The 3,538-nt window shown below is 36.5% G+C and carries 3 protein-coding genes; 2 read left to right on the forward strand and 1 reads right to left on the reverse strand.

Annotated elements, in window-relative coordinates; all coding sequences use genetic code 11:
• Positions 1–489: 489 nt before the first annotated feature.
• Complete coding sequence (locus IV84_RS10030; protein ID WP_056986597.1) at positions 490–1,584, forward strand: glycosyltransferase; 1,095 nt, start codon at positions 490–492, stop codon at positions 1,582–1,584.
• A 67-nt stretch (positions 1,585–1,651) separates the two neighbouring features.
• Here the strand turns inward: IV84_RS10030 and IV84_RS10035 are convergent, their stop codons facing one another.
• Entirely contained in the window at positions 1,652–2,992 is a 1,341-nt protein-coding gene (locus tag IV84_RS10035; protein ID WP_003691194.1) for an ISL3 family transposase, read from the reverse strand.
• Between the two features lie 213 nt (positions 2,993–3,205).
• Between IV84_RS10035 and IV84_RS10040 the strand changes: the two genes are divergently transcribed.
• A partial coding sequence (locus tag IV84_RS10040; RefSeq protein WP_056986598.1) for an AP2 domain-containing protein occupies positions 3,206–3,538 on the forward strand: 333 nt, incomplete at its 3' end.

Genomic DNA, 3,538 nt, shown 5'->3' on the forward strand with positions numbered 1-3,538 from the left:
AAGTACAACCTACTAAAACTTGACACATACTACAAAATTCAACTATTTGAGTTTTTCTGTTGATTAGATCTATAATAAAGTTTAGATGGGGGTAAGTATAATATAGATTCTTTAGTTTCTGTATTGTCATATCAGTTCAACAACCATTTGGATAAGGTTATTGTACCTTTATTTTTTTATTATTTAAATAATGCCATTCTTATGTATCCAACTAGCCATAAGTAAACTATTTTCTTTGTTGATAAAATGAAAGCCGGGTGAATTTTAAAATCGAGTTCTGCATTTGTTTGAAACAAAATCACATACCTTAGCTGTCTGTACTTTTGTTACAACTGCATTATTGTGTTTTAAATTTTTTATAATTAACAAATGCGGTGTAACTATTTTTAGAATTTTTAAGTTAATTAACAATTACTGACTCACTAATACAACTTATTTAAGATTACATCAGATTAATGTTGGCTTCATAAAATGAAAGGATGCATTATCGTGAAAATAACATTAATAACACAGTATTTAGAGGGACATGGCGGTACCGAAAGAGTCATTTCGAACTTGGTCAACGAAGATTTAAAAAATGAATATCAGGTTTTGATCCCTAAAAGCGGAAAACCTGAATGGCTCCAATGGATTACACGTACTACCGGCTACCAACTTAAAATTTGCCATGCACAAGATACACAAGCACAAAAAGAGTTTATTGAAAAAAATGTTTTAGCAGCAGAACCAGATATCGTTTTGGGACTCGAAGGCAGAGCTTGTGTAACTGCCTATCAGATCAGGAAAAAATATGACCTTCATTATAAAATTGTTTCTTGGGGACATACCTCCATTCCTGAATCAAACATTTTTGCTCGTCAAGAACTTGCTTTCTCAGAATATCATCTTGCAATTAGTACAGGGATAAAAAAACAGTTGATCAAACTCGGGGTCCCAGCCCAAAAAATCTTTCTGATCTATAATCCTATCCGCACTGTAAATAAGAAAACAATCAGCACACCTAAAGCTAACGCTCCTTTCCATGCAATTTTTATTGGAAGAATATTGTTGGATGATCAAAAAAATGTACGTATGCTTCTTGAATCAATGGCACAGCTTAATATTCCTTGGAAACTGGACATCTTTGGCAAGGGAGCTGATCTTCCAAAAGCAAAAACATTAGCAAATGATTTGCATATTTCACAAAACATTAACTGGCAAGGTTGGATGCCTAATCCTTGGGAAGCAATTAATGAAGCTGATTGCCTGCTGCTCTGTTCAAAATATGAGGGATTCCCAATGGTTGTTATTGAAGCTGCTTCTTATGGCTTGCCAATTGTTTCAACAAACTGTCCTACTGGACCGGCAGACATCATTAATTCCCACAATGGAATTTTAACTCCAATGAACGACCAAAAAGCTTTTATAGCTGCATGCCGGCAAATCTATCGTTTGCGTGGTAAATATAATCATACAGATATCAAAAAAACAGTTTTGAAATTTGATATTTCTCGCTATATTAAGCACATAGAAAACATCTATAACTTAATTGCTGCTGATAATAAAAACACAGATAAATCAGCCATTAAACTTTCTTCTTTATAATAGGTTCTTTATCAAGTGGTACTGATGAAATGAATTATTAAAAATAATAAGCAATTGGTCTACTTGGTCAAGCTGCTTGTTCCTGAATGGAATGAGCAGCTTTTTTAATGTGACTATGAAAATTCAAACTGACATAACTATTCTTTAATTCGATGAGAAGACGTAAACGGAAGTTTTCAAAGTTCCGGAAACCGTAAGCAGTCTTTTTAATGGCTTTGATCTTGTTGTTTGTTCCTTCCACGGGTCCATTAGAAAAGGTCGTCTGAAAGCTGTTCTTGATTTCTTGTAGATGTTTACGCAAGGTACGATTAGTTTTTTTGATGGGCTCAGGCATGCCTGCAGCTGAACGTGTTAGACTTTCTAAGAGCCTTGGATCTCGCTGCTGGACAGCTTGTAAAAGTGTTTGATAATAAACGTAAGCTTGTCGCAAAGCGGAGGACATGTTTAATAAACGCTCCACAATATCCTGTTCACATAACTGCATATTACGAAAGTTTCTGCTTTTACGATAGGTTTTAAAATCAAGTTTGGTCGAGTCTTTAGTTAACAATTTCCAATAATGTTTCAAAGCACGTGCGTTGTGCGAACCCTGTCCCGCCTGTTTCATGGTTTGTGTCCGAACTAAGTTTAAGGCCCGATAAGCTTGGGTTACGACATGGAAACGGTCGGCAATGATCAGCGCTTGCGGAAAGATCTCATGGATCAAGGATCGATAAGGCGAGTACAGATCAACTGTGACCGTTTGGACTGCCCAGCGAGCTTGACGGTCATATTGTAAAAAGTAACTTCGTAAGTATGTATTATGCCGAGAACGCACGATATCTAACGTGCGGCGTGTCGCAATGTCCATGACAATGATACTCATGCCGCTACTAGAAAAGTTGCCCGCTTTAAAGTCGTCAAAAGCGATATTTTGCGGTAAGAAATGATGATTGGGCCTTAAGTAAGTTGAGAGCTCTTGCGCAAAGCGCATCACTGTCATTCCAGAGATCCCAAAATCAGCGGCAATATCTTTTTGTGAGATATTCTGGTCTAATTTAGAAATAGCCTGATATTTAACGGCTTGTGAGATTTGGTCGTTAGCCTTGACGTCCTTGATCTCCGCAAGTTTTGTAATAGTTTTAGGGCAGGCAGCTGAAGCCGGGCAGAGATATTTTTGTTTGCGGATCGAAAAAACATTTGTGATCCCACCCGAAGGCAAACCGAGCATCTCAACGGTTTTAAAACCGTTGTAGCGCATTTTTTGACCACAAACTGGGCAAGCACAAGGATAAGATTGCCGCAAATGGATCTTGCGGACTTTTTTATGTTGGTAAAATCCTGCAGCTATCACTTTATTCTTATATTTTGGATCAAATTCCAGGTGTGAGTCTTTAATTCCCAATAGATCCAGTGTACAATTCTTCATGTAGGACATTCCTTTCAGTGTAGGGATTGTTTCTTTGAGATGAAGTGTGTCTTCATCTCTATTTTTTTATCATAAAACAAAATTGGTACTGAGAGAAGATTTTTCTATCAGTACCAAATATTATAGAACCCAGTTTTAAGACAATCCGTTGGTGTTAAGAAGGGATCGGGTACTACATGGTTTTGTAAATGTGATTGTGGTAATTATACCGACGTGGCAAGCACAAAACTTATTCAAGGAACTACCAAGAGTTGTGGTTGTCAATTAAAGAAGGCACGAGAAAAATGGAAAAATATTTACAAAGATGAAAAGATACAAGAGAAGATAAAAAAAACTTTTAGAAAAAATGACGGTCGTGAAAAAAATACTAAACTATCTATATTGGAACTAGCAACAAGCGACAAATTAAAGGCAAATAATTCTAGTGGTGTAACAGGGGTTTCTTATAGTAAACGTGATAAGAGGTGGCGTAGCTATATCACAGTAAAACATATACGCTACGAGCTAGGATATTTTAAAGATAAGGAAAGTGCAATCCAAGCTCGA

This window comes from Pediococcus damnosus (genome assembly GCF_001437255.1).
Classification (GTDB): domain Bacteria; phylum Bacillota; class Bacilli; order Lactobacillales; family Lactobacillaceae; genus Pediococcus; species Pediococcus damnosus.